Raw genomic sequence first — 26,327 nt, forward strand, 5'->3', positions numbered from 1 at the left:
GCTTATCTGGCGCTGGCGAGAGCTCGTCGGCCCGCCGCGCCGCCCTCCCCCGGGGCGGCCGCGCGGACCGACGCGCCGCTGTCCACGCCGGGCGCGCCGGCGATCTGGGACGGCCCCGGCCTGTCGACGAGGCGGTGCACCTCGAGGGCCCCGCGGTCGATGAGGCTGAGGAGCGGGCGCGGCCAGAAGCCGAGGAGGAGGACCAGCGCCGCGAGCGGCGCGATCGACGCGAGCTCTCGCCCGTTGATCTCCGGGAACTTCCCGCCGAACGGCTCGAGGTACTTGCTCTGCCGCCACGACGCGCGGAACGTGCCGAGGAACATCCGCTGGAGCGCCCAGAGGTGGTAGGCCGCGGTGATGATGACGCCGATGGCGGCGAGGATCGTGAGGGCGCGGTAGCGCGCGAAGGCGCCGATGAACGTCATCGCCTCGCCCCAGAAGCCGGACAGGCCGGGCAGGCCGAGCGACGCCATGAACGCGAAGCCCACGAACGCCGTGTAGAGCGGCATCTCCGAGGCGAGGCCGCCGAACTTGTCGATGTCGCGCGTGTGCACGCGGTCGTAGACCACGCCGACCAGGGTGAAGAGCATCGCGGTGATCAGGCCGTGGTTGAACATCTGCACGAGGCACGCCTGGATGCCCTGGGGCGTCATCGCGCCGAGCGCGAGCAGCGCGAAGCCCATGTGGCTCACGGAGGAGTAGGCCACGAGCTTCTTCAGGTCGCTCTGCGCCATGGCGCAGAAGGCGCCGTAGAGGATGTTGATCACCCCGAACGCCGCCATCGCCGGCGCGGCCCACTGCGTCGCCTCGGGCAGCAGCGTGAAGTTGATGCGGAGGATGCCGTAGGTGCCCATCTTGAGGAGCACCCCCGCGAGGATCACGCTGATCGCCGTGGGCGCCTCCACGTGGGCGTCCGGCAGCCAGGTGTGGAACGGGAACATCGGGATCTTGATGGCGAACCCGAGGAAGAGCCAGATCCAGACCACCTTCACCGCGGCGACGCCGAGGATCTCGAGCCCCTGCGCAGCCCAGGCGACGCGCGAGAGCTCCGGGATGGAGAAGATGCGCTCGGTCGCCTGGCCGTCGACGAGGTAGGTGTGGCCGGCGTTCAGGTAGAACCAGATGAACGCGAGCAGCATGAAGACGCTGCCGGCCAGCGTGTAGAGGAAGAACTTGATCGCCGCGTACTCGCGCCGCGGGCCGCCCCAGATGCCGATGAGGAAGTACATCGGCAGGAGCATCACCTCCCAGAAGACGAAGAAGAGGAACAGGTCGAGGGCGATGAACACGCCGAACATCCCCGTGACGAGGAGGTTGTACATGGCGAAGTAGCCCTTGAGCTGATCGTGGACGCTGTAGCTCGCGAGCGCGCCCACGAACGAGATCAGCGCCGTCAGGAGGACCATCGAGATCGACACGCCGTCGACGCCGACGAAGTACTCGACGTTCAGCGAGCGGATCCACACGCCGTGCTCGATGAACTGGTAGCCGTCGTTGCCGTCGGCCCGCGTGAAGCTCCGGTCGAACTGGGCGTAGAGCCACCCCGCGAGCACGAGGTTCACGCCCATCAGCACGACGGTCAGCAGCCGGAGCTTGCGGTCGTCCTTGTAGCGCAGGAGGTGCGCGACGAAGACCGCGACCACGCCGAGCAGCGGCAGGAACGTCAGGATCGACAGGATGTGGTCGCCGACGAAGCCGAGGCCGCGCCCGCGCTCCGCGTGGATGCCCATCGCCAGGGTCCGCGGTGTCTCCAGCACGCCGGCCGCGCCGGCCGCGACCGCGTCCGACTCGACGACGACGTGCCCGTAGAGCTCGCGCGCGCGCACGCCCTCGGTCCTCCACCGGACCACGACCTTCCGGCTCGCGCCCGGCGGGAGGGTCGCCGCGGTGCCGCCGCCCTCGAGCTCCGCGCTCACGCCCGGCGGGACGCGCGGGTCCTCGGGCGACGTGCGCACGATCACCCGCGTCACCTTCAGGGGGCCGTCGCCGCGGTTCTCGATCGTGAACGAGCCGGCGTAGTCCGGCCCGCTCGCCGCGAGCTCGACCGGCGCGCCGGGCGCCTCGGCGCGCAGCGCGATCTGGCCGCGCGGCTCGAGCGCCGGCGGCGGAGCATCGAGGGCCTGCGCCGCCGCGGGCCACGCCGCGCCGAGCACGACGGAGAGCGCGGCCAGCAGGGAGATCAGGAGCTTCATCGAGGTGGACCTCACCGGGGTCGCGAGGGCGACGCCGCGGCGCGTGTTGACGAAGGAGAGGTTCGACATCCGCCGTTCACCGCAGGAAGTAATGAACGATGCTGATCAAGGCGACGCCGCCCAGGAGGAAGTAGACGTAGCTCTGGATGCGCCCCGTCTGCAGGGTGCGGAGCTTCGCGCCCGCGCTCAGCGTGCCCTCGGCGACGAGGTTCACGACCCCGTCGACGAGGTACCTGTCGATGGCGCCCGTGACCCAAGCCGCGGCCCGGGTCAGGACCGCGACCGCGTTGACGATGCCGTCGACGATCCACCGGTCCATCTCGGCGAAGAAGAGGCGCAGCGAGAGGGCGGCGCGCACCACCGTCGCGTCGTAGATCTCGTCGACGTAGTACCGGTTCGAGAGGAGCCGATACCCCGGGAGCCGCCGCTCCTCCTCCGCCCAGCGCGCCGAGCGCCGCTCGCCGTAGCGGGCGCGGGCGCGCGAGAAGGCGAAGATCGCGCCGCCGACCGAGAGCGCCATGAGCGCGAGCTCGAGCCCGAGCCCGTGGCGCTGGAACGAGACGTCCGCGTGGGCGAACACCGGATGGAGCCACGCCTCGAGCAGGGGCTCGCCGTGGCCGCCGACGAAGTGGCTGGAGAAGCCGAACACCGCGCCCGCGAGCGCCGACAGCACCGCCAGCGCCGCGAGCACCCAGGTGATCGCCGGCGGCGACTCGTGGACCTTCGTCTTGATCTCCTTGCGGGCGTGCGGCCCCTCGAACGTCAGGTAGTAGCTCCGCCACATGTAGAACGAGGTGCAGAGCGCCGCCGCGAGCCCCATCCCGTAGATGAGCAGCCCCGGGATCGGGCCGGTGTTCTCGGTCCCGAACGCCTTCCAGAGGATCTCGTCCTTGGACCAGAAGCCGGCGAAGAACGGGATCGGCGCGGCGGTGATGGCGAGGCACGCGACCTGGTACGTCCGCGCCGTGAGCGGCATGACGCGGCGGAGGCCGCCCATGTTGCGCATGTCCTGCGCCGCGGCCTCGTCGTGCTCCACCGCGTGCATCCCGTGGATCACCGAGCCGGAGCCGAGAAAGAGGCACGCCTTGAAGAAGGCGTGCGTCATCAGGTGGAACACGGCGGCCCAGTACGCCCCCACGCCGACCCCGATGAACATGAAGCCGAGCTGGCTCACCGTGCTGTAGGCGAGCACCTTCTTGATGTCGTACTGGAAGAAGCCGATCGTGGCCGCGAAGAGCGCCGTCGAGGCCCCGATCAGCGCGACGACCCCGCCCGCGACCGGGCTCAGCGAGAACAGGGAGCTGAGGCGGGCGATCATGTAGACGCCGGCCGTGACCATGGTGGCGGCGTGGATCAGCGCGGAGACGGGCGTCGGGCCGGCCATCGCGTCGGGCAGCCAGACGTAGAGCGGGATCTGCGCGCTCTTGCCCGCCGCGCCGACGAACAGGAAGAGGCAGGCCAGCGTGACCAGCGAGACGCCCCACACCGTCTTCGACGCGAGCGCCTCCTTGAGGAACGCCTTGCCGCCCGCGTCCTTGATCACGAGCTGGTCGTGGATCTCGCGGAAGGTGACCGTCGAGCCCACGGTCGCCAGCACGACCTCCTTGCCCGGCTCGACGCGCATCCGCTCGATCGCGGCGATCTCGACGCCGTCGCCCCCGATCACGGCGCCGTCGCCCGGCACGATCACCACGGAGTGCGCCCCGGCGTCGATCTCCTTCCGAATGAAGGGCGACACGCCGAACGGCCGCGGGTTCGACGCGAGCTGCGCGGCGTCGGCGATCCCGAGGTACACGCGCGCGCCGGGGTGGCCGGTAAAGGTGAGGTAGCCCTTGGCGCCGGCGCGCGGCGCCCGGCGCTCGCCGGGCTTGCTCGCGGGCGCGTCGCTCGTCCCGGCGGCGGCGCCGCCGTCGCCGCGCGCCTCCGCGGCCACCGCGATGAAGCGCGCGCGGTAATCGGACAGGTACCTGCCGTCGTCGAGCCACCTGGCGCCGAGGCCCCAGAAGAGGAGCGCGAGGCCGCACACGAAGCCGAAATCGCCGATCCGGTTCACGACGAAGGCCTTCATGCCGGCGGAGGCCTTCCCGTAGTCGCGGTACCAGAACCCGATGAGCAGGTAGCTGCAGAGGCCGACGCCCTCCCAGCCGAAGAACATCACGATGAAGTTGTCCCCGAGGACGAGGAGCAACATCGCGAAGACGAAGAGGTTCAGGTACGTGAAGAACCGCCAGTACGAGGGCTCGGCCTCCATGTACGACGCGGCATAGACGTGGATGAGCGCGCCGACGCCGGTGATGATCAGCGTCATGAGGCCGCTCAGCGGGTCCATCACGAACGCGAAGTTCGCGTCGAGCGACCCGATGCGCACCATCTGCCAGGCGAAGCTGTAGAGCGCGCGCTCCTCCGGCTCGAGCCCGGCGAGCGCCACGAAGTTCGCGAGCCCGAGGGCGAAGGCGCCCAGCATCGCGCCCACGGCGACGAGCGTGACGCCGAAGCTCCCGATGTGGAGCCGCTTCGACAGATCGCGGCCGAACGCGCTCCGCTGCAGCGCGCGGCCGAAGAGCGCGTTCGTCGCCGCGCCGAGCAGCGGCAGGAGCGGGATCCACCAGAGCGGCGTCAGCGACGCGTGGACGTGCGTGACCTGGCCGGAGTAGTCGGGCATCGTTGGGGGCAGCCGGTGAGAACGTGGGCTTTCGCGCGCCCTGCACGGCGAGACGCGGCGCGACAGCGGAACGTTCGGCTCTGGTGACTCCCCCGCGAAGCCGGAGGAGCCGCACGTTCATGGAGGATCAGACGGCGGGTCTATACCTCCATCGGCCCCCCGTTGGGGCGAGATACGCCGCTCCTCCGCGCGCCTCGCACCGCTGCGAGGTCAGCCGTCGGTCGCCCCCCGCTGCTCGTCGCCGCCCGCGGCGCCGCTGCTCTGCGGCGCGGCGCCGCTGCTCTGCGGCGCGGCGCTGCCGAGCAGCGTCGCGCGCCGGATCGCGAGCCACAGCTCCCGCCTGCCCTCTCCGGTGATCGACGAGAAGCCCACCGCGCGGCGGAGCGCGCCGCTCGCCGCACGCGGCGCCGCGGCGGACACCTGATCCAGCGCGCGCCGCACCGACGAGCGGGGAACCTTGTCGATCTTCGTCGCCACGAGGAGCAGCTCCACGGGCCGGCGCGCCACGTCGCGCGACGCCTCGACGAAGCGGACGAGCTCGAGGTCGTCCTCCTCGAGCCCCCTCCGCGCGTCGACCAGGAGCAGCACCGCGGCGAGCGTGATGCGCCCGCGCAGGTAGCCCTCGATCAGCGACGCCCACGCCGCCTGCTCGGCCTTCGAGCGCCGGGTGAAGCCGTACCCCGGCAGATCCACGAGCTGGAACACCACGCCGTCGCGCGCCCGGGCCTCGTAGAGGTTGATCTGCCGCGTCGAGCCCGGGTTCGAGCTCGTCCGGACGAGCCCTTTGCGCTCGACCAGCGTGTTGATGAGGCTCGACTTGCCGACGTTCGAGCGCCCCGCGAACGCCACCTCCGCGCTGACGGGCGGCGGGAGCGACGCGAGCGACGCCGCGCCGGCGACGAAGGAGGCGTCGATGATCTGGAACGGATCGAGCTGCCGCTCGGCGCGCGCCGGCGGGGGAGCTGCTTGAGGCTTGGGCGGGCGGCGGGCGGTCACTTGGAGCGGGGCGGCTGGAATTGCGGCTTGCACTCGTCGCACTGGCAGAGCGAGCGCAGGTACCGGAACGTGTAGATGCCCGAGTCGTGCCGGTCTCCCCAGGTGAACTGGAGCGCGTAGTTGCCGACCTGCTCGATCTCGCGGACGTCCAGATCGCCCCCGGGCACGAAGTTGATCGTGCCGCCGTGCCCCTGGCAGTTCGCGCACGGGCAGTACCCGCGCAGGATCTCGTGCGGGAGGACGCTGCGGTGGCCGTCGGCCCAGTGGATCTCCATCACCCGCGCGCCGTGCGGCGCCTTGACCTGCGTGGGTGTGAGCTTCGGATCCTGCGGCATCGTACCCTTCCGGCGCACGGCAGTACCACGCCGATCCGGCGCTGCAAAGCGCGGCGGGGCTCAGCTCGTCGCAAAATGCGCCGCGCCCGTGTTCGCGACGTCCCCGCTGGCCTCGCCTGTTCCGGGGCTGTTCCGGCGATGCCGCCGGACTCGGCCGCCGGGCCTCGCCGCGCCCTCCCGAGCGCGGCGCCGGCGATCGCCCGGCGATCACTGGGCGCGCGCCGGCCGCGGCTACCCCGCCGCGGCCGCCCGCGCCTCGACCGGCGCGAGCGTCGCCTCGACGCGCTCGAGGACCCGCACCACCGCGGCGCCCTCGTCGAGCGGCGTCAGCGGCGGCGCGCGGTCCTCGACGCAGCGGAGGAAGTGCTCGATCTCCACCGAGAGCGGCTCGCGCCACGGCACCTCGACCTCGCGCTCTTCGACGACGCGCGCGAGCGCGTCGCGCTCGGCGCGATCGGCGCGCTCGCCGAGCAGCGCGCCCGCCGCGGCGCCGCGCGCGTCGAGCAGCGCCAGCCGGTCGGGCGCGCGCACGTCGTCGAAGAGCGCGACGCGCGCGCTGCCGGCGAGCCGCAGCCGCCGCTCCTTGGTCGGGCTCGACGAGCAGAGCTCGATCTGCGCGGTGAGGCCGCTCTCGAGGCGCGCCGACAGCGTGACGTGCTCGCCGCCCGGCGAGAGGTGGGCCCGCGCCTCGACGAGCGGGCTCGGGTCGAGTGCCGACAGCACCGAGAGGTCGTGCGGCCCGAGCGTCCAGAGCGCCGAGCGGGCCCCGCCGCCGGCGCCACCCGTCGAGAGGCGCGCCGCGCTGAAGCTCACGAGATCGCCGAGGCGGCGCTCGCGCGCGAGCGCGACGAGGTGCACCACCGAGGGGTGGTAGCGGAGCAGGTGGCCGACCATGCCGACCCGGCCGAGCGCCGCCGCGCGCGCGGCGCAGCGATCCGCCTGCGCCGCGGAGAGGGCCAGCGGCTTCTCCACGAACACGTCGGCGCCGGCCTCGAGCGCGCGCAGCGCGAGCTCGGCGTGGCTCGCCGCGGGCGTCGCGACGACCACCGCGTCCACGCGCGCGGCCAGCGCCTCGTCGAGCGTGCGCACGAGCCGCGCCCGCGGGGCGAGCGCGCGCGCCCGCGCGAGGCGGCCGCGGTCGACGTCCGCCACCGCGACGACGCGCGCCCGCGCGTTCTCCGACAGCGCGCGGAGGAGCTTCTCCCCCCACCGCCCGCAGCCGAGCAGCGCGACGCGGACGCTCACGGCGCCCCCGGCGCGGCGGCGGACTCGGCCGGCGGACGCCCGAGCTCGCCGAGGATCGCCTCGCCGTCGCGGTTGCCCGGGTGGATCGACGGCCCGTTGATGTCGACGAGGAAGTCGTACGCCGCGCGCGGCTCTCCCTCGATCGTCGCGCGCACGCGGACGTGCTGGAAGCAGGCCGACTCGGTGGCGGTGCTCCAGACGGGCGGCTTGCCCGGGTGCCGCGCGCCGATCGCCTCCGGCACGCTCCGGCCGTCCTGCGCCCGGTACTGCTGCACGATGCCGAGCGCCGCCCTGCGATCCGAGGCGTTGAACCGCGACTGAACCCAGAGGACCGCGCCGGCGGCGACGGCGCTGGTGCCCACGAGCAGCAGCGTCCGCGTCGCCTTGCCGTAGTCCATCCGCGATGGCGTATAGCCCCGGCGCCCGGGGAGGGCCAGCCGTAGCGCCCGGGCGGCGCGCCGCCTCGAGCCGCCTAGCCCACGAACGACCCGAGCCCGCGGAACCTGCGGTACCGGTCGTCCACGAGCTCCTCCGGGCTGAGCCCGTCCATCGACGTGAGCGTCGCCCAGAGCGCCTTGTCGAGCCGCGCCGCGGCGTCGTCGTGGTCCTGGTGCGCGCCGCCGGTCGGCTCCTCGACGACGGTGTCGACGACGCCGAGCTGCAGGAGATCCGGCGCGGTGATCTTGAGCCGCGCCGCGGCCTCGTCGGCGCGGGCCCCGTCCTTCCAGAGGATGGCCGCGCAGCCCTCGGGCGAGATGACCGAGTAGCAGCTGAACTCGAGCACCAGCACGCGGTTCGCGACGCCGAGCGCCAGCGCGCCGCCCGAGCCCCCCTCGCCGATGACGGTCGCCACGATCGGCACCCCGACCCGCGCCATCGCGGCGAGCGCGGCGCCGATCGCCTCGCTCTGGCCGCGCTCCTCGGCGCCGATGCCCGGGTACGCCCCCATCGTGTCGATGAACGTCAGGATCGGGAGCCCGAACCGGTCCGCCATCTCGTAGAGCCGGATGGCCTTCCGGTAGCCCTCCGGGTGCGGCATCCCGAAGTTGCGCTTCACGTTCTCCTTCGCGCCGCGCCCCTTCTGGTGGCCCACCACCACGACGCTCCGCCCGTGGTACGTCGCGAGCCCGCCGACGATCGAGCAGTCGTCGGCGAAGCGCCGATCGCCCTTCAGCTCGACCCAGTCCGTGAAGAGCCGCTTCACGTAGTCGAGCGTGTACGGCCGGTTCGCGTGCCGCGAGAGCAGCACCTTCTGCATCGGCGTGAGGCCCGCGAAGATCTCGCGCGCCAGCCGGCCCGTGTTGTCCTCGAGCTGCGCGAGCTCCGGCTCGAAGCGCGGATCGGCCGCGGCGAGCGACCGCAGCTCCCGCACCTTCTCGATCAGCTCTGCGACAGGTTTCTCAAAAGGTAGAATCGAAGCAGCCACGGCGCGGACCCTAACGCTGCAGCGGGCGGACGGCTACGGCGCTGTGCTGCCGCAGCGCAGCGCGTCGAGCGCGTCGAGCGCGTCGCGCCCCCGCGACGACGCGCTCGACCTCCGCCCGGGGCGGAGGCGCCGCGTCATCGCGCTCACTCCTGCGCGGAGTTGGTCGGCTCGACGTTGGCGAAGGCGTTCGCCGGGACCTGCGCCATCGGCCGGCTCCGGATCACGTTGTAGATCGGGATCGGCTTGTCCTTGCCCTTGACCTTGGCGGGCTGGAGCTCCTCGGTCTCGAACCGGCCGCCGAGCTGCGCGTACGTGGTCTCGCTGATCACGATCTGGCCGGCCAGCGCGATCGAGCAGAGCCGCGCCGACGTGTTCGCCACGTCGCCGATCACCGTGTAGCTGAGCGCCTTCGAGCTGCCGATGTACCCGGCGACGAGCGGCCCGGTGTGGATCCCGATGCCGACCGCGAGCGGCTGCTCGTCGCGCTGGAGCCGCTCGCGGTTGAACTCGCCGAGCACCTCGCCCATCTTCAGCGCGCACTCCACGCTGCGGACCGCATCGTCCCGGTGGGCGACCGGCGCGCCCCAGAGCGCCATGATCCCGTCGCCCATGAACTTGTCGAGCGTGCCCTCGAACTGGAAGATCGTGTCGACCATCCGCTCGAAGTACTCGTTCAGCATGACGACGAGCTCCTCGGGCTTCTTGCTCTCGGCCATGCGCGTGAAGCCGCGGATGTCGCTGTTGAAGACGGTGCACTCCTCGACGTGCTGGCCGCCCTGCTTCACGGCGAGCTGGCCGCTCAGCACGCGCTCGGCGATGTTCGGCGAGAGCAGCCGGCGCAGCTGCTCGCGCGTGACGATCTCGTTCTCGATCTTCTTCCCGAGGATGTTGATCTCGATGAACATCGCCGCCTGGTAGGCGATGGCGGTCACGAGCTCGAGGTCCTTGGGCTGGAACTGCGCGAGCGTCTCCGAGTCGAGCCAGAGCACGCCGAGCACCTCGTTGTTGTGCTGCAGCGGGGCCACGAGGGGGGCGACGATGGCCGAGCTTATCCGGTTCAGGATCATGCTCTTGCCCTTCGACGCCGCGAAGTCCATCGCCGCGTCGTGGGTCAGCACCGCGGCGCGCTCGTGCACCACGTGGTTCAGGATCGTCGAGGACACGCTGATCGGCGCCGTCGTCCCGTCGCGCCGCTGCATGGCCTGCGGCGTGAGCTCGCCGCTCTCGTTGCGCAGGAAGATCACCCCGCGGTCGGCGCGGATGAACTTGAAGACGCTCGTGAGGATCTTCTCGAGCAGCTTCGTCGTGTCGCGCTCGGCGGCGATCTCGCGGGACAGCTCGTGCGACAGGCGCAGCCGCTCGTAGTCGGCGCGCAGCTGGTTCATGTCGTTCGCGATCCGGTCGAACGCCAGGAACCCCTTGTCGACCGCGGCGATCTGCGTGCCGATCTGCCGGGCCTGATCGTTCACGTCGATGCGGGTGCCCTGCGCGACGTACGAGCCGCCGTGCGCCCCCGAGCGCCCCGGCAGCGGCGCGGTCCCGCCCGGCCCGGCGACCAGCGGCGGCGGCACGTACGGCGGCTGCCGCGCCACCGGCGGCGCCGCCGGCGTGCCCGACAGCGCCCCCGCCTGCTGCGGCGGCTGCTGGCGCGGGTACTGCGGCTGCTGCGGCGCCGGGTAGGCGCCCTCGCGCGGCGGGTGTCCGTACCCGGGCGCCGGCGCCGCGCCCTGGTGGTTCACCGCGGGAGGCCAGCCCGGCACGAGCGGCGGGGCGACCGGCGCGCCCGGATCGTCGAAGCGGCCTCGCGTGGACCCCAGGGCGATCTCGTCCCCGTGCTTGAGCGGCGCTTCGCCCCGGACACGCTCGCTGTTGATGAACGTGCCGTTCAGGCTCCCGAGATCGCGCAGGACGAAATGATCGCCCCGCTGCTCGATGATGCAGTGCTCCTTCGAGACGATCTTGTCGAGCAGCTGGATGGAATTGTTCGGGTGGCGCCCCAGCGAGTTCACGGGCCGCAGCTCGATCGCCTGCTGGCCCTCGGCGGTCTGCAGGATGAGGCGGGCCATCGGTTCTGGGAGATTACCCAGCCGAGCACGGACCGACAATCTTTCCGGCCGGAGTCCTGGACAGGCCGGGGAAAGCGACCGCGCTGATCCGCGGGGACGCGCCCGCGCCCGGCGCGATCGCCCCGGGCGGCCCCCGCGGCGACCACTGATCATCTGTACAGAACACAGAATCGGGATCCGTGTGGAAGTGTCGCCTGGAACGGCTATGCGCCCACGGGCCGCCGCGTTAGTCGGCCGCATGGATTCCGCGTACCTCCTCGCGATCGATCAGGGCACCACCGGCACGACATCCCTCCTCATGGACACGGCGGGCGCGACGCTGGGCCGCGCGACGCGCGAGTTTCGCCAGCATTTCCCGGAGCCCGGGCTCGTCGAGCACGACCCGGAGGAGATCTGGCAGAGCGTTCGGGACGCCGTGGGCGAGACGCTCAAGGCGGCCGGCGTGGCGGGCAGCGCGATCAAGGCCATCGGCATCACGAACCAGCGCGAGACGACGCTCGTCTGGGAGCGCGCGACCGGAAGGCCGATCCACCGCGCGATCGTGTGGCAGGACCGGCGCACGGCGCCGCGCTGCGCCGAGCTGCGCGCCGCGGGCCACGAGCAGGCGGTCGAGGATACGACCGGCCTCGTGCTCGACCCGTACTTCAGCGGCACGAAGCTCGAGTGGATCCTCGACAACGTGCCCGGCGCGCGCGCGCGCGCCGAGCGCGGCGAGCTCTGCTTCGGCACGATCGACAGCTTCCTCGTCTGGCGCCTCTCGGGCGACGTGGCCGGCGGCGCTCCGGTGCACGCGACCGACGTCACCAACGCGTCGCGCACCCTGCTCATGAGCCTCGCGTCGCTCAGCTGGGACGACGCGATGCTCGCGATGCTGCGGATCCCGCGCCCGCTGCTGCCCGAGATCGTCGGGTCGGCGGGCCGCATCGCCGCGACTCGCGGCTTCCCTCACCTGCCGGACGGCATCCCGATCGCCGGCATCGCCGGCGATCAGCAGGCGGCCCTCTTCGGCCAGGCCTGCTTCGCGACGGGCGACGCCAAGTGCACCTATGGCACCGGCGCCTTCGTGCTCGCCAACATCGGCGATCGCCCGCTCCGGAGCCGCTTCGGCCTGCTCACCTCCGTGGGCTGGAAGATCGGCTCCGAGGTGGTCTTTGCGCTCGAGGGAAGCGCCTTTATCGCCGGGGCCGCGGTGCAGTGGCTCCGCGACGGCCTGGGCGTCATCAAGAGCGCGGCGGACGTCGAGGCGCTCGCCCGCGGCGTGCCCTCCAGCGAGGGCGTCACGTTCGTCCCGGCGCTCTCCGGCCTCGGCGCGCCCTACTGGGATCCGGACGCCCGCGGGATCATCGTCGGGGTGACGCGCGGCACGACCGCGGCGCACCTCGCCCGCGCGACGCTCGAGGGAATCGCGCTCTCCGTGACGGATCTCGTGCGGGCGATGGCCGACGACCTGGGCCACCCGGTGCGCCGGATGCGCGTGGACGGCGGCGCCGCCGCGAACGACCTGCTCATGCAGTTCCAGGCGGACGTGGCGAACGTCGCTATCGAGCGCCCCACCGACCTGGAGACGACGGCGCGCGGGGCCGCAATGCTCGCCGGCGTCGGCGCCGGCCTCTTCCGGACGAAGGAGGACTCGGCCCGCATGTCCCGTGTCGGGCAGAGCTTCCAGGTCGCGATGACCGAGGAGGATCGCGCGTCCCACCTCCGCCGCTGGGCCGACGCGGTGGCGCGCGCGCGCTCGCAGCGCGGCTGATCGCGCCCCGATTCCCCTGAATTTCCACGCTGTTTTCCGCTTGAACCAGGTCTTCCGAAGCTCGCTCCCGAGCCGTCATCGCGCCGCCGGCTCGGCGGCCGAACGGGCTTCCGGATCAAGGAATCAACCCTAGGTTGCGAGAGTTAGGCCCAGAAGCCCCCAACCAGCGTAGAGTGCTATGACGACGGCGCATTTCCGTTCAAACTTGGTGCACTTGAACCGAGGCGCGCGGCCAGCCCACCGCCGCCTCGCTGCTTTCGATGGAGACGAGGAGGACATGCCGACTACCGAGAATGCTTCAGCCGGCGGGACGGCCGTTCGCGACATCCCGATCGACTGGGAGGCGCTGGAGGACGCCTTCGAGAACAACGCCCCAGAGGTGCACTCGTACCTGCACCTCGGCACGGGCGACGTGCTGCGCGTGGTCGACGGCGTGGCCGATCCTCAGATGCACGCGCGCATCGCGGCCGATGCCAACTACCTCCGGATCGATCCCGTGAGCTCCCGCGAGCAGTACCGGTGGATGGAGCGCTACATCCCGATGGTGGAAGACATGGAGCTCCAGGCGAAGCTCAGCCAGGCGATCGACGGCAAGGGCGCGTTCCGGCGTTTCAAGGATGTGCTGATGTCCTACGGCCCGGAGCGGGAGCGCTGGTTCGCCTTCCGGAGCGAGCGGCTGCGGATCTTCATGGAGGCGTGGCTGAGCGCCCACGCGCTGAACCCGGTCCCCCGCCCGCTCTGGGTGCCGGAGGTGCCGGCCCGCCCGGAGGCCGCCGCGCCCGTGGCGCCCGCCGTCGAGCCGCCGCCGCGCGAGCGCGAGCGCGAGCGCGAGGAGGTGCGGGAGCCCCGCCGCGGCAAGAGCGTGGAGAGCCTGCGCAAGAACCTCCGCGACATCGCGGAGGCGCTCGGCCCGCGGGATCTCGACACGCTGACGGCGTTCGCGGAGTTCCTGAAGGCGCGCCGCGCGGCGCGGTCGTTCGCGCACCACTACCACGAGGCCCAGGGTCCGGCGGACGAGGAGTCCGGGCCCGCCTCGCAGGAGATCGCGAGCGAGTCGCGCAGCGACACGGCGTGAGGGCGCGCCGCCGGCGCCGCGATCGCGGCGCCGGGGCGCTGGCCTGGAGATGGGAACGGAGGGGAGCGGCGGCTTCGATCGCCGAGCGGTCTAGAAGTACCAGTCGGTGCGCGCGCCGATGTAGTGGCCGACGGTCGAGCGGGCCCGGAAGTTCGCCGGATCCGACTCGTCGCGGAGGCCGAAGGCGCGGATGTAGGGCGACATGTTCTGCAGGACCGCCGCCTCGTTGTAGATGGCAGCCGTGTAGATGAGCTTGAAGTGCGGCCGCGCGCCGGTGCTCAGCTCGCCCGTCGGCACGAGGGTCGGGACGACGGACAGCTTGATCGCGGTCCCGAGGTCGCCGTCGCCGTCCTTCCGCCCCTGGAACGACGCCTCGACGACGGGGTGGAAGATCTTGTGGGCGAAGATCGCGGCGTTCGCCTGGACCGAGAAGTCCATCTGCTTGTCGGCCAGCCCGGCTGCCGCGGCGCCGTCGGCGTCGGCCGCGCCCTTCGTGTAGTGGAAGGTGGCGAGGCCTTCCAGGGCGGCGACGTCGCCGATCCGGAAGCCGAGGTGCTCGACGGCCTCGATGCCGAAGGAGCCCGAGTAGGTGCCCTCGTCGTTCGGAGCGCCCCAGGTCTGGTACGTCTTCGCGCCGCCGGCGGCGCCGTTGGCGATGCCGGTGCCGAAGCGCACGGCCGTGTCGCTCCAGTTGCCCTGGCCGAGCCCGAGGTGGAGCTTCGCGCCGATGACGCCGCCGAAGTCGCCCTTGCCGTTGTCGGGCGCGTCCTGGTCCGGCCCCCGCGTCGCGGCCGGGAGGACGTGGAACTCGCCGTGGACCTTGACGTGGTGCTTGGCCTCGCCGCCGAACTCGAACTTGTAGTTACCGGCGAAGATGGTGCGGAAGCGCTCGACCCCGTTGTCGAAGTTGTAGACGGGGAACGAGGCCTGGTCGGTCGACGACCGACGGTAGCCGAGGATGGCGAGCTTCAGGTTCTCGTACGTGATGCCGCCGCCCTGGCCGCTGAGGTCGTCGAGGTAGAAGTAGTCGCCGATGGGCGCGTACTGCTCGCGGAAGAAGCGCGCGCCGCCCCAGACGCTGAGCCCCGGGACCGCGAAGTTGCCGGCCTCGATGTAGGCCTGGTTGAACTGGAGCGTGATCGCCTGGCCGTCGTTCGAGGCAGGCTGCATGAACTGCCCGCCCCACTGCCGCCAGATGGCGAACGTCATCTCGGACTTCACGAAGAAGTCCTGCGGCGTCGCGCCCTTCACCACGTGGGCGACGAACGACGGCTCGGAGTAGTCATCCTCCTCGTAGCGGCCGCCGATGCCGAACCCGAGCAGGTTCATCGACTGCCCCTGGGCCTTCTGCCCGTAGAGCGACCACGCCATGCCGAGGCGTGAGTACCAGTGCCACTCGAAGTTCTCGCTTCCCACGGCGTGGGCCGACTTCGGCGCCGCCGTGAGGCAAATGGCGGAGACGGAAACCAGCCCGAGGGCTCGGACTGCGGCGCGCCGACCCGCGATTCGCATGCTGGGAACCGACGACCTGTCTCTCTTAAGTGATGTCATCGAACGACGCTCCTATCCATTTCTTGGAGTGTGCTTGGGGTGATGGGGAGGTGATTCGGCCAGATGGCCAGAGCGGCAGAGGAAGCGGCCTGTCAAGAGAATCTAAGGATGGCTCTGTGCGACAGAGCCGCCCGCCGCCACACACGTGGGGCTCGCGGGGGGCACAGTTAACAGGAACGTTCTGTTCATGTCAAAGGTCTCCGAAGCACCCTCAGCAGTTTGTTGCCTTCTGCGACGCGTCAAGATTAAGTGACCGAAATCACTTGTCTTAACGAACCTTAACCGTTTCCCCTGGCCACGAGCCGAGGCGCAGGATGACGCATTGCGCCAAAACAGCTCGATCCGGATGAAGTGCAGCCAAAAGAATCCACGCGACGCCTGGCGCGTTACCGGGAGTGCTCGGCGCGCGCGCGCGACGCGACTGCGAGGCTGCGCTCGCGAGCCGCGGGGGGCGCGGTTTCCGTGCTGCGGCGGCGTCGCCAGAGCGCGCGACGCGGCGCGGATTGTTTCGGGACCTCGAACTCGGGTTTTCGTCTCAAGGCGAGCGGGGCATCGCCTGCGGGGCGCGTCTCGCTCTCCTGCGTTGTGCCCCGGCGCGCCCTCCCGTCCGAGGAGCGTCATTGACGATCGCGCGCGCCGCGCCCGTCGCGCCCGCGAGAACCCCTGCGCGCGCGCGCAGGGCGACGCGGCCGCGGGAGAGGCCCGCTCCGGGTACGCGGTATAACGCAATGCGTTGTCGCGGCGTCACGCTCGACGCAGATCGCGAGCGGGGCAGTCTCGACTGCCGTGCACCGCGAGGTGGACACGTTCATGTCCAGGAAGGGCGTTACGCGGTCGCCGCGAGACACGTCATGTTCTCGCCGCGGGCGGGCGCGGCGCTCGGACGACAGGCACGATCCCGCCGCGCGAGACGCATGGACGCGGATCGCTGGCCGGCGAGGGCCAGCGGCGGCTCAGCGCTCGTCGGCGACGGCGGCGATCACCCCGTCGAAGAACTCCGCCACGCCGGTGCTGTCGAGCAGCCGGTTCCAACCGATCTCGTCGAAGGGCTCCGGCAGGCCGTGATTCGTCAAGAGGATCCCGAAGAGCTCGCGCGCCGGGTCGATCCACACGAACGTGCCGGTCCCGCCCGCCTTGCCGAAGGAGCCTGGGGACAGCCGCGTTCCGCCGTTCGAGAAGCGCGGCGTCCAGATCTCCCAACCGAGGCCCTTCGGCGCGAGCAGGAGGTTGTTGAGGGGCGAGGTGTCCGTCGCCGCGGCGGTGACCCGAGGCGTCTGGTTCCGCGTCATGACGCGGACCGACTCCGGGGTGAGCACCCGCGCGCCGCCGTAGCAGCCGGAGCCCATGATCATCTGGCAGAAGATGGCGATGTCCATCGCCGTGGTGAACACGCCGTCGCAGCCCGTGATCCCGCCGAGCGCGAAGTCCTGCTCGTCCTGCACCTCGCCGCGCACGAGGCGACCGCGGCGCGCCGAGGTCCCGGTCGCCGCGATGCGCGGCGCGAGCTCCGCCGGCGGGTTGAACATCGTGTCGTGCATGCCGAGCGGGCCCCAGATGTGCGCGTGCGCGAAGGTGCTCAGATCCGTGCCGGAGGCGACCTCGACCAGCCGGCCGAGCAGGCGGTAGGTGAGATCGCTGTAGAGCACCGGCGATCCCGGCGCGACCTCGAGCGGCGTCTCGGCCATGGCCTGCCACGCGGCCTCGTCGTCCGGCGCGTCGAGGAGCTGGTGGTCCATGGGCAGCCCGGCCGAGTACCGGAGCATATCGAGGACGGTGACGCCCGACTTCCCGTTCGCGGCGAAGCGCGGGAGGTACGACGCCACGCGGTCGGAGAGCTGGAGCTTGCCCTGCTCGACGAGCACCAGGATCGCCGTGGCGGTCGCCAGCACCTTCGTGATGGAGAGGACATCGAACATCGTGTCGAGCGTGACCGGCTCGCTGCAGCCGGCGACCTTGTTGCCGAACGCCCGGTGACCCACGATGACGCCGCGCCGCGCGACGAGCGCGGTCGCGCCCGGGAAGAGGCCGTCGTTCACGCGGCGCTGCACGCGCGCGAAGACATCGTCGATCCGCTCCGAGCTCATGCCCACCATCTCCGGAAAGCCGGTGGCGAGCACGGCCGACGTCGTCGCGCCGGCGGACGCGCTGCCGAGCACCGCGGGAGCGACCGCGGTGAGCGTCGCGATGCCGCCGAGTCCGCGCAACAGATGCCTGCGATGAAACGAACGTTCTCCGGGTTCCATGTGAACAGCTCCTTGCGAGGTCTCCTCACGATGCTCGCCGCCGAGCGGCGGGCGCGCGCTCTCCCACCGCCTCTCCCGCACACGAGGTCACGGCCGCGGCACCCCGGATCACAGAGCGCCGCGCGCGAGCGCGACGCGACGGCGCCGCGCCCCGACATCGAGGCCTGTGCGCCGGTTCGCGGCGCGATCCCGGAGACGCCCGGCGAGGAGGCCTGCTCAGCCCGCTCGTCGGGTGGCTCCCCCGAGCGCACCCACGCCCGGGATCGACCCCGCCGCAAAGGTCGCTCGCGACATCGCCGTCGGCCCGGCGCGGCGCCGCGCCGGCGCGATCGCGCTCTCCGGCGGCTCACGAGCGGCGCACGGCCAGGGTCTCGTGCTCTATCTCATCGCTCCTGGAACGCGTCCTCCAACGCCGATCGCCGGCATGTAGCCCCAGCGAACACCCCTACGGATACGGCGCACTGGACCCCCCTCCCGCGCGATCAGCACGGAAGCGCCCGCGCTCCAAGTTGCCTGGAGTGAACACCAGGCGACGCTGCAGTATCGCTTCGATGTCCTTCAATATCAAGAGATAGAATCCACCTGCGTTATCTCTTCGACCTCTTCGACCTCTTCCGCGCCTCGAGCAGCGTAGTTCCGCGTCGTTCCGCGTCGCACCGCAGGCGCCGATGGGCGCTCTGGCGGGCGCCATGGGTCGCAGAAAGCGGGCGGACACACGTCGGTATAGGCACGTTGCGCCGGCGCAACGCGGAGACCACGCGAAGGGGGTTTTCCTGAGGCGGAGGCGCCGGAGGGCCGGCGCCTGGCGATGCGTGAGGCGCGCGGCGCTCTTCGTTCGCGCGCCTCGCGACGCGCGTTTCCTCCGCCGCCCGGCGCGCGCTCAGCGCGCGGGCACGACGCTCAAGGAGACCCGGGCGCGCGCGCTCTGGTAGTAGGTGTCGAGCGCGTGGGCGAGCCGCTGCGCGACGTACCAGCGCTTCAGCGCCGGGGCGACGTCCTCGTAGCGCTGATCCTTGAACGGCGTGGCGCCGGAGCGCAGGACGAGCTTGAGCTCGAACTCGCTGGGCTCAAGCATCGGCGCGACCATGCGGTCCAGGTACAGGCTCGCGCGCGCCTGTCGGCGCAGCAGCGCGTCCAGCTCGTCGGAGCTCACCCCCTCGGCGGCCGCCGCGGCGAGGAGGCGCGCGCGGCCGCGGGCGCGCTGCTCCAGCGAGAACCGGGCCGCCTCGGCCCGCTGCGCGACCTCCGCCGACGTCGGCGCCGGCGAGATCGGCAGGCTGGCGAGCAGCGTCTCGGCGATGTGCCGATCGAGCGCGGCGCGGACGTGCCGGTCCCGGTAGAGCCCGGGCTCCGCGTCGGGGTCGGCGAGCGCCTCGATGCGCGCCTGGAAGGCGAGCTCCCGCTCGAAGACGAACTGCGGGCGGCGCACGCCGCCCGTCTCCGGCGCGTGCCAGCGCACGACGACGCGGTCGAGCAGCATGGGCGCCGGCGCCGGGACGCCGGCGTCCTGGCCGCGGGCGCTCCGGACCGGCGACGCGAGCGCGAGCAGCGCGGTCAGCGTCGTGAGGAGCCCGAGTCGGCGCACGGCGGCAGGCTAGCGCAAACCGCGGCGTGTGTCCCAGGCGCGCGCCGCGGCCGGCGGCCAGGCGCGCGCCGCGGCTCGCGGAACGATCGACGCGCGGCTATAGGAGGAAGGTATGTACAGGCAGTTCGCGCTCGAGGGCGAGGTCCACGCCTCGCTCGACTGTGTGCCGCTCTCGGTGCGGCGGAAGCTCGACCTCGCGGAGCTCAAGATCTCGCTCGCGGGGTGGCAGGCGCTGTCGCGCGCGGAGCGGCTCGCCCTGTGTCACCTGCCGGTCGATACGGACGAGGACCTCGCCGTCTACGCCGAGGTGCTCCGCGGCTTCGCGGCGCGCGCCGGGGTCGACCTCACCCCGCTCGCGGGCGCGCCGGTGCGCCGCTCCGCCTGGGATCCGGAGAGCGTCGTCGCGCGGCTGCGCGAGCGGCTCGGCCCGGACGGCGCGCTCGACGGCGCCGCGCTCGGCCGGCTGGCGGCCCTGACCGAAGAGGAGCGCTACGCGATCGTCAAGCTTGCCGATCCGAAGCGCGGGCCCGAGAAGCTGCGGGCGCTGCTCGGCGAGCTCGGGCTCTCCCGGGGCGACGGCAGCGAGGCGACGCCCGGCTGAGCGGCCGAGCGGCGCCGCCGTCGCCGCTCGAGCCCATGCCCGCCGCGCTGTCCCTCCGACGTGTCACCGCCGCCGTCGCGGCGCTCGCCGCCCTGTCGCTGCTCCTCCCCGCCCGCGGCGAGCCGCCTCGAGGGGGCGGCCCGCGCGCCGCGATCCGCGTGGGCCTCGTGTTCGACGTCGGCGGGCGCGGGGACAGGAGCTTCAACGACGCGGCCGACCTCGGGCTCGCCCGCGCCGCGCGCGAGCTCGGCGTCACCACCGAGGTGCTCGAGCCGAGCGGCGCCGAGGACCGCGAGGCGGCGATGCGGCTGTTCGCGGCGCGCGGCTTCGATCTGGTGATCGGCGTGGGCTTCATCTTCTCGACCGACGTGGAGGTCGTCGCGCGCGCCTTCCCGGCGACCCGCTTCGCGTGCCTCGATTTCGCGGCCGTGCCCGGCCGCGCCCTGCCCGAGAACCTCGCCGGCCTCACCTTCCGCGAGGAGGAAGGGGCCTTCCTGGTCGGCGCCATCGCCGGGCTCACGACGGCGACGGGGCGCGTCGGCTTCATCGGCGGCATGGACATGCCGCTCGTCCACAGGTTCGAGGCGGGCTACCGCGCGGGCGTGCGAGAGGTCTGCGCCGCGTGCGGCGTCAGCGTCGCTTACGCGGGGACGACGCCCGACGCGTTCCGCGATCCGGTCAAGGGCAAGGCGCTCGCGGTGAGCCAGGTCGCGGCGGGCGCCGACGTCCTCTTCCACGTCTCCGGGGCGACGGGCCACGGCGTGTTCGAGGCGGCGCGCGACATGGGGGTCAAGGCGATCGGCGTCGATCGAGACCAGCACGACGAGATGCCGGGGACGGTGCTCACCAGCATGATCAAGCGCGCCGACGTGGCGGTCTTCGAGGCGATCCGCGCGCTCGTCGAGGGCCGCTTCGAGGGTGGGATCGCGTCGTTCGGCCTGGCCGAGGGCGGCGTCGGCTACGTGAGCGAAGGCCCGCACGCGGCGGGGATCCCGGCCGCGGCGAGGGCGCGGGCCGCCGCGCTCGCGGCGCAGATCGCGCGGGGCGAGCTCGAGGTGCCGCCCGCGCCGACGCCCGCCGCGGCGGGGCGAAGGCGCGGCGCGCTCACCACTTCACCATGACCTTCGCGGGGTTGACCTCAGCGGTGACGCGCGGGACGTCGACGAGCACGTCGAGGAAATCGCTGCCCGGCTGGCTCAGATCGAGGTTCGCCGCCTTGGGCTCGACGCGGGCCACGATGGAGTCGGGGTTGACGGCGCCCACGTCCTCCGGCGTCCCCGTGATCCTCACCTGCACCACGGCGGGCGAGACCGTGGCGCGCGGGATCCCGACGACCTCGACCCTGCGGTCGAAGGTGCGCGTGGCGAGCTCGCGCCCGATCTCGAGCGTCGCCATCACGCTGTCGACGTCGTACGTCACGAGCTTCGGCGGCCGCTCGAGGGCGAGCTGCCGCTGGTACGTGCCCTCCGTGAGCCCGCTGATGTCGAACGGCGCGGTGCGCGCGAGCTGCATCACGTCGACCACCGAGCGCGGGCCGCGGGCGCTCACCGACGGCGGCTCGACCGAGATCATCCCCTTCACGAGGAATCCCTGCGCGGTGTCCCCCGTGCGCGGCACGTGCACCGGGATGGACCGCGTGACCACGTCGTCCCAGCGGAGCTCGATCGTCGACGGGTAGATCTGATCGACGACCAGCCCCGCCGGCATGTGGAACATCGAGGAGTCGAGATCGATGCGCGTCTTCGCGCCGTCCCGGAGGTCGAGCCGCAGCGTCCCGAGGCTCTCCGAGCGGAGGTCGTCGAGCTGGGTCCGGGGGCCCCGCACCGTCACCGCCACCGCGTCCGTGACCTGGGTCATGAGCTGCCGGTGGCTCGACTCGGGCGGGAGGATCAGGACGACGCTGAGCATCAGCGTGCGCTGGGCGTTCTCCGCGCCGTGGATAAAGGCGTAGAGGCACAGCGCGAACGTGATCGAGAGCAGCTTGAGGCCAAGGTTGTCGAGCAGCGCCGAGCGGAGCGCCTCGCGGATGCCGGCCAGCGTCATGGCTCATCTCGCGGAGGGACCCCCTCCGCGCTCCCCTTGGACGCGGCGGTCGTCGCGACCTGCCCCGTCGGAACGAAGGTGCGCTGCGACGGGACCGGAGAGTCCGTCGCGGCGGCGGTGGCGTCGACCAGCGCCGGCCGGCCGCGCTCGGACGGGCGCTCCACGTCCTGCGTGGTGGAGGTGGCGCCCGGGCTCCGCGCTTCGGCGCCCGTCCCCACCGCGGCGCGGAGGTCGGCGCTCGACCCCGCCGCGGCGCGCGCCTCGGCGCCCGAGCGCATCGGCGTGGAGGTCGACATCCGCGCCATCGGCCGCGCCTCGGCCTCGGCGGGCGGCTTGATCATCGACGACGTCTTCGTGACCGGCGCCGCGGGCTTGGCCTCGATCGGCGCGGGCTTCGCCGCGACGGCGGCGGGCTTGCCGGGCTCGTGGCCCGGCGCGGCGGCGACCGGCGTGGGGCTCACCGCGGGGCTGCGCGCCGGCGGCGCCGGGAGGCTCGTGCGGCCGCTCTGGGCGACCTTCTTCGCGAAGCGCCGCCGGCGCGACGAGCGGCCGAAGAGCCCGAGCAGCGCGTGCCGCAGCGACTGGCCGTCCAGGTTCGAGACGATGTTGCCGCTGAAGCAGAAGCTGATCGTGCCGCGCTCCTCGCTGACCACGACCACGACCGCGTCGGTCTCCTCGGTGATGCCGAGCGCGGCGCGGTGCCGGGAGCCGAGGCTCGCGTCGAGGATCTTGGTCTCCGGCATCGGGAAGAAGACGCCGGCGCGCGCGATCTTGAGATCGCGGATCAGCACCGCGCCGTCGTGCAGCTTGTTCACCGACTCGGGGACGAAGAGCGAGACGAGCAGCTCCCGGGTCACCACGGAGTCGATGTGGATGCCGTCGCTCTTGACGAACTCCAGCACGTTCGCGTCCTGCTCGAAGGCGATGATCGCGCCCATGCGGTGGCGGGCGAGCTCGGTCGCGGCCGCCACGACCTCGTCGATGACGCGCGACTGCTGCTCGCGGCCGCTCGTGAACCAGTTGCTGCCGCCCACGCGGATGAGGGCGCGGCGGATGTCGTTCTGGAAGACGACGACCACGATGAGGATGATCGACGAGAGGAGCCACGAGAGGAGGTTGAGGAGCGTCGTCAGGCCGAAGATCTTCGCCCCGAGGTAGATGAGGAAGACGATGCCGAGCCCGAGGCCCATCTGCATCGCGCGGGTGCCGCGCAGCACGAGCAGCGCGCGATAGACGACGTACGCGACGATGAAGATGTCGACGAGGTCCCGGACGATCTGCGTCACCGGCCGCGCCGAGAAGAGGCGGAGGAACCCCTCAACCATCGCCGCGCGCCCCCTGGGTGAGGGGAGCCCCGGCGCCGCGCCGCTCGCGCGGGCCCGCGCGGTCGTTCGCGCGGTCGTTCACGCGGTCGTTCACGCGATCGATCGCGCGCATCACGTCGAGCGCCTGTCGGACGGCGCGGACGTCGTGGACGCGCACCGCCGCGGCGCCGCGCGCGGCGCACGCGAGCGCGGCCGCGACGGTGCCGCCGAGGCGCTCCGAGGGCGGCGCGAGCGCGGCGCCCGCGCCATCGCCCCGCTCGGCGGCCTCGGCCGCCGCGGCGCGCGCGAGGAACGACTTGCGGCTCGGCCCGACGAGCACCGGGAAGCCGAGGGCGCACAGCTCGTCGAGCCTCGCGCACAGCTCGAGCGACTGCCGCGCGTTCTTGGCGAAGCCGAGGCCCGGGTCGAGGACGAGCTCGCCCCTCGGCAGGCCCGCCTCGAGCGCCCGCTCCGCGGCGCTCGACCACTCGCGCGCCACGTCGGCGACGACGTCGCCGTAGGCGTCGTCGGGATAGGCGGAGAAGCCGGCCATCGACGACATCGAGCCGCGGCTGTGCATGAGCACGAGCGACGCCCCGCGGCGCGCGCAGAGCGCGCCGAGCTCAGCCGCGCTGTCGAGCGAGATCGTGTTGACCACCGCCGCGCCGTCGTCGAGCGCGCGCGCCGCGACGACGGGAGAGGTCGTGTCGATGGAGACGACGGCCCCCCTCCTCACCGCGCCGCGGACGCTCCCGCCGATGCGCGCGATCTGCTCGTCGTCCGGCGCGGGCTGCGCACCCGGCCGCGTGGATTCCGCGCCGATGTCGATCATGTCCGCCCCCTCGGAGAGCATCGCATCGATCTGCGCGAGAGCCGTATCTTCATCCGCGAAGCGACCGCCGTCGGAGAAGGAGTCCGGCGTGCGGTTCAGCACCCCCATGATCACCACGCTCCTGCGGCGTTCGAGCAGCATGCGCAGCGGGGACATTTCCTGTGGGTAGCAACTTTTGCGCCGAACGGCAATTGTCTGCTCGAACCGATGTTTTCCAGGAGCAGTTGGAACATCGTGAGGGTGGTCCGGCGCCGCGCTCCGGCGTCGCCGTCGTGGCCAGCGGGCGCGCGCCGGCGTTGGACGGCGCGCCGGCGCGAGCATTCGGCGGCTACGCGCCGTCCAACGCCGGCGCTCCGCGCGCCGCTGACTCGGCCACGCTTCTTTGCTAGGGTCGCGGCTACACCTTGACATCGGCGGCCGCCAGCGGCCGTCCGGTGGCGGCGGGATCACGCGCGAGCGTGCCCCGTCAACCGTTTCTCAGGCTGCATCCAGCGGACGAGACCGAGCGGTTCCATGCTGCGCACGCGTATCCGAGCAGGTCCCCTCGCCGGCTTCGTCTTGAGCGTCCTGTTCGCGGCGTTCTTCGCCGTGCTCGGCGTGGGCGAGCTCTTGATCCCGTCGCTCGCGCCCGAGATGGGCAAGCCTGCGCCCGTGACGCTGCGCGTCCCGTACGGTCCGCGGATCGTGCGCGACACGCACGACGGGAGCTTCTCGCTCTCCTACGAGCACGCGCGCGTGATCGTGCCGCGCGGCACGGTGCTGTCGGAGCAGAACGAGGATCACAACGCCGCGATGGCGTACGAGACGGTGCGGCGCATGCGCCGGCCCGGGCTCGGCGCGCGCGTCGCGAGCATGTACGTCATCTATCTCATCGTCTGCCTGATGCTGACGGTCTACCTGCGCCGCTTCGGGCAGAACCGGGTGCGGCTGCTCCGGACGCAGGTGGGCATGTTCGTCCTGATGACGGCCTCGCTCGTCGTCGCGAAGCTCCTCTTGCTCTTCACGGCGCTGCCCGAGTTCTGGATGCCCGTCGCCGCGCTCCCGCTCTGGGTGGCGATCGCCTTCGATCGGCGGACCGCGTTCCTCGTCGAGGTGGGCGTCGCGTTCATCGCCGCGTCGCTGCTCCGGTTCGACGTGGTCCTCCTGTCGGTGCTGCTCGTGCGCGGCATCGCCGCGACGATGTTCTTCTTCAAGCGCAAGGGCTCGCGGCAGCTGCTCGTCGCGGGCAGCCTCGCGGGCCTCGCCGGCGCGATCGGGTTCGTCGCGCTGACCGTGCTGTTCGAGGGCAGCTTCGACCTGGTCTCGGATCTGAAGCTCTGGCTCGGGTCGAACGTGCTGGCCTGCATCGGCGGGGGGCTGCTCGTCGGCGTGCTCGGGCGGAGCCTCAGGGAGCCGGCCGAGCGGGCGATGGGGCACGTGCCCCGCGACAAGCTGCTCGACCTCACCGATCTGGAGCAGCCGCTGCTCAAGAAGATGGCGGCCGAGGCGCCGGGCAGCTGGGAGCACGCGCGCGCGATGGCGAACCTCGCCGAGGCGTCGGCCGCGGCGATCGGCGCCGACGCCCTGCTGACGCGCGTGGGCGCCTACTACCACGACCTCGGCAAGACGGTGCAGCCCAAGTACTTCATCGAGAACCTCGCGCACGGCGAGCGCTCGCCGCACGAGGATCTCGATCCGGAGGTGAGCGCCGACGCCATCATGGCGCACGTCGTGATGGGCACGAAGATCCTGCGGGAGGGCAACATCCCCGAGCCCGTGGTGGAGTTCGCGTACACCCACCACGGCACGCAGGTCGTCGAGTACTTCTGGCACAAGTGCGTCGAGCAGGGGAATCCGAAGGAGCTCACGCAGGAGCACTTCCGTTACCCCGGCATGAAGCCGCAGACGAAGGAGACGGCGATCCTGATGCTCGTCGACTCCATCGAGGCGGCGTCGCGGACCATCTGGCCGCCCGAGCACAAGAAGTTCGAGGAGATGATCCAGCGCGTGATGTTCTCGAAGCTCGCGTCCGGCCAGCTCGATCAATCCGGGCTGACGATCGAGGACCTGCGCATCATGACGACCCGGATGGCGTCGACGCTGGTCAACATGTACCACGGGCGCATCAAGTACCCGTGGCAGCGGGAGGCCGATCGCGCCGGGCACACGCCCGCGCCCCCGACGGCCACGCCGCACCCCGTGCGCCCCGCCACGCCCACGCCGGTGCCGCCGTCCGGCGCGGTGGGGCGTGACGGGAGCGCCGCCCCGCCGCCCGCCTCGACCGCGCGGGGCGCGGCCGCGGCGGCGCCGGCGGTCAGGGACGACGCCGGGGGCGCCGCGAAGGACGAGAGCCCGGCGGAGTCCGTGCGGACGCCGAAGAAGACGCACTGAGCAGGCCGCGCGTTCGCGCGGAGGCGCGGCGGCCTGCCCCTGGAAAGGACG

The 26,327-nt window shown here is 72.2% G+C and carries 19 protein-coding genes; 5 read left to right on the top strand and 14 right to left on the bottom strand.

Translation table 11 applies throughout. The features are described 5' to 3' along the window. Nucleotides 1-2: 2 nt before the first annotated feature. The 8 genes from WMF33_RS42325 to WMF33_RS42360 all read right to left on the bottom strand — a co-directional run bounded on the left by WMF33_RS42325 (nt 3) and on the right by WMF33_RS42360 (nt 10,922). Nucleotides 3-2,261 (bottom strand): complex I subunit 4 family protein, encoded by a 2,259-nt coding sequence (locus WMF33_RS42325; protein ID WP_437333906.1) that lies wholly within the window; start codon nt 2,259-2,261, stop codon nt 3-5. Between the two features lie 7 nt (nt 2,262-2,268). Beyond that, on the bottom strand, nt 2,269-4,854 hold the full coding sequence (locus WMF33_RS42330) for an NADH-quinone oxidoreductase subunit L (RefSeq protein ID WP_437333907.1): 2,586 nt from the start codon (nt 4,852-4,854) through the stop codon (nt 2,269-2,271). Nucleotides 4,855-5,064: 210 nt separating this feature from the next. Next, nucleotides 5,065-5,850, bottom strand: coding sequence for a ribosome biogenesis GTP-binding protein YihA/YsxC (gene yihA / locus WMF33_RS42335; protein WP_437333908.1), 786 nt, complete (start codon nt 5,848-5,850; stop codon nt 5,065-5,067). Then, on the bottom strand, nt 5,847-6,203 hold the full coding sequence (locus WMF33_RS42340; RefSeq protein WP_437333909.1) for a gamma-butyrobetaine hydroxylase-like domain-containing protein: 357 nt from the start codon (nt 6,201-6,203) through the stop codon (nt 5,847-5,849). Before WMF33_RS42340 ends, yihA begins: the two co-directional genes overlap by 4 nt. 213 nt (nt 6,204-6,416) lie before the next feature. Continuing rightward, a complete protein-coding gene (locus tag WMF33_RS42345) occupies nt 6,417-7,430 on the bottom strand; it encodes a Gfo/Idh/MocA family protein (RefSeq protein ID WP_437333910.1) in 1,014 nt (337 codons plus the stop codon). Next, on the bottom strand, nt 7,427-7,828 hold the full coding sequence (locus tag WMF33_RS42350) for a hypothetical protein (RefSeq protein ID WP_437333911.1): 402 nt from the start codon (nt 7,826-7,828) through the stop codon (nt 7,427-7,429). The genes WMF33_RS42345 and WMF33_RS42350 overlap by 4 nt, the downstream gene beginning before the upstream one ends. 74 nt (nt 7,829-7,902) lie before the next feature. Then, nucleotides 7,903-8,856 carry an acetyl-CoA carboxylase carboxyltransferase subunit alpha gene (locus tag WMF33_RS42355; RefSeq protein ID WP_437333912.1) on the bottom strand — a complete coding sequence of 318 codons (954 nt, stop codon included), beginning with the start codon at nt 8,854-8,856 and terminating at the stop codon, nt 7,903-7,905. Nucleotides 8,857-8,999: 143 nt separating this feature from the next. Then, on the bottom strand, nt 9,000-10,922 hold the full coding sequence (locus WMF33_RS42360) for an adenylate/guanylate cyclase domain-containing protein (RefSeq protein WP_437333913.1): 1,923 nt from the start codon (nt 10,920-10,922) through the stop codon (nt 9,000-9,002). Nucleotides 10,923-11,160: 238 nt separating this feature from the next. Here WMF33_RS42360 and glpK point away from each other — a divergent pair, with 238 nt between their 5' ends. Further along, nucleotides 11,161-12,672, top strand: coding sequence for a glycerol kinase GlpK (gene glpK / locus WMF33_RS42365; protein WP_437333914.1), 1,512 nt, complete (start codon nt 11,161-11,163; stop codon nt 12,670-12,672). A 277-nt stretch (nt 12,673-12,949) separates the two neighbouring features. Beyond that, nucleotides 12,950-13,747, top strand: a complete 798-nt coding sequence (locus WMF33_RS42370; protein WP_061623802.1) for a UPF0158 family protein — start codon at nt 12,950-12,952, stop codon at nt 13,745-13,747. Nucleotides 13,748-13,837: 90 nt separating this feature from the next. On the opposite strand, the gene WMF33_RS42375 is transcribed toward WMF33_RS42370, so the two are convergent. The 3 genes from WMF33_RS42375 to WMF33_RS42385 form a co-directional block, all read right to left on the bottom strand. Then, nucleotides 13,838-15,163, bottom strand: a complete 1,326-nt coding sequence (locus WMF33_RS42375) for a carbohydrate porin (RefSeq protein ID WP_437333915.1) — start codon at nt 15,161-15,163, stop codon at nt 13,838-13,840. 1,088 nt (nt 15,164-16,251) lie between these two features. Beyond that, nucleotides 16,252-17,502 (bottom strand): serine hydrolase domain-containing protein, encoded by a 1,251-nt coding sequence (locus WMF33_RS42380; protein ID WP_437333916.1) that lies wholly within the window; start codon nt 17,500-17,502, stop codon nt 16,252-16,254. A gap of 919 nt (nt 17,503-18,421) precedes the next feature. Then, a complete protein-coding gene (locus WMF33_RS42385) occupies nt 18,422-19,126 on the bottom strand; it encodes a hypothetical protein (protein WP_437333917.1) in 705 nt (234 codons plus the stop codon). Between the two features lie 112 nt (nt 19,127-19,238). Here WMF33_RS42385 and WMF33_RS42390 point away from each other — a divergent pair, with 112 nt between their 5' ends. Together WMF33_RS42390 and WMF33_RS42395 are read left to right on the top strand one after the other, a co-directional pair. Further along, entirely contained in the window at nt 19,239-19,727 is a 489-nt protein-coding gene (locus WMF33_RS42390) for a nitrate reductase associated protein (RefSeq protein WP_020740663.1), read from the top strand. Nucleotides 19,728-19,762: 35 nt separating this feature from the next. After that, on the top strand, nt 19,763-20,848 hold the full coding sequence (locus WMF33_RS42395; RefSeq protein ID WP_437333918.1) for a BMP family lipoprotein: 1,086 nt from the start codon (nt 19,763-19,765) through the stop codon (nt 20,846-20,848). Here WMF33_RS42395 and WMF33_RS42400 read toward each other — a convergent pair. The 3 genes from WMF33_RS42400 to folP are packed head-to-tail and all read right to left on the bottom strand — an operon-like array spanning nt 20,832 to nt 24,062. Beyond that, nucleotides 20,832-21,770, bottom strand: coding sequence for a CdaR family protein (locus WMF33_RS42400; protein ID WP_437333919.1), 939 nt, complete (start codon nt 21,768-21,770; stop codon nt 20,832-20,834). The two genes, WMF33_RS42395 and WMF33_RS42400, sit on opposite strands and share 17 nt — an antisense overlap. Beyond that, nucleotides 21,767-23,095 carry a diadenylate cyclase CdaA gene (gene cdaA / locus WMF33_RS42405; protein ID WP_437333920.1) on the bottom strand — a complete coding sequence of 443 codons (1,329 nt, stop codon included), beginning with the start codon at nt 23,093-23,095 and terminating at the stop codon, nt 21,767-21,769. The genes WMF33_RS42400 and cdaA overlap by 4 nt, the downstream gene beginning before the upstream one ends. After that, nucleotides 23,088-24,062, bottom strand: coding sequence for a dihydropteroate synthase (gene folP, locus WMF33_RS42410; RefSeq protein ID WP_437333921.1), 975 nt, complete (start codon nt 24,060-24,062; stop codon nt 23,088-23,090). Before folP ends, cdaA begins: the two co-directional genes overlap by 8 nt. Nucleotides 24,063-24,419: 357 nt before the next feature. On the opposite strand from folP, the gene WMF33_RS42415 reads away from it, so the two are divergent. Beyond that, nucleotides 24,420-26,276: an HDIG domain-containing metalloprotein gene (locus WMF33_RS42415; protein WP_437333922.1), complete on the top strand. Its 1,857-nt coding sequence runs from the start codon at nt 24,420-24,422 to the stop codon at nt 26,274-26,276. The last annotated feature ends 51 nt before the right edge of the window (nt 26,277-26,327 follow it).

The sequence above is a fragment of the Sorangium sp. So ce394 genome (assembly GCF_051474665.1).
GTDB classification, from domain to species: Bacteria; Myxococcota_A; Polyangia; order Polyangiales; family Polyangiaceae; genus Sorangium; species Sorangium cellulosum_D.